Below are 384 nucleotides of genomic sequence, written 5' to 3'. Positions count from 1 at the left end.
TACCTCACTGAGGTGTACTACGTCCTCACCAAGCCGAATGAATTACCCCAGAAGTCTCTGCGCCGGAAAGTGCAAGTGGCAGGGACCGAATTGGTCATCGAGCAAACGCAAGTGCACTTGAATGGCTTTTCGCTGAAAGTGCCTGATTGGCCAAGAACAGGGGAGGACTCTGTAAACAACACAAGAACACGGACTGCCAGCGGTGGAGCACCGCCTTATCAATATTCATCAAGCGACAGTTTTGTTGCTTCTGTCGATTCTGTTACGGGGAAAGTAACGGGCAATAGAAATGGATCGGCTGTTATCAGGGTGACTGACAGTATGGAGGCTGAACTATCGTATTCCGTAGAGGTGACCAATGTTTGGCGTTTAAATATCAATGAA

General features: G+C 48.4%; 1 protein-coding gene. It reads left to right on the top strand.

Annotation, left to right across the window (positions count from 1 at the left end; all coding sequences use genetic code 11):
* Nucleotides 1–75 precede the first annotated feature (75 nt).
* The coding region (locus SNL23_RS27785; protein WP_318304314.1) for an Ig-like domain-containing protein at nucleotides 76–384 on the top strand (309 nt) is incomplete at its 3' end.

This window comes from Pseudomonas sp. SED1, assembly GCF_034044025.1.
In the GTDB taxonomy this organism is placed as follows: Bacteria; Pseudomonadota; Gammaproteobacteria; order Pseudomonadales; family Pseudomonadaceae; genus Aquipseudomonas.
This window is presented reverse-complemented; position numbering and strand designations above follow the sequence as displayed.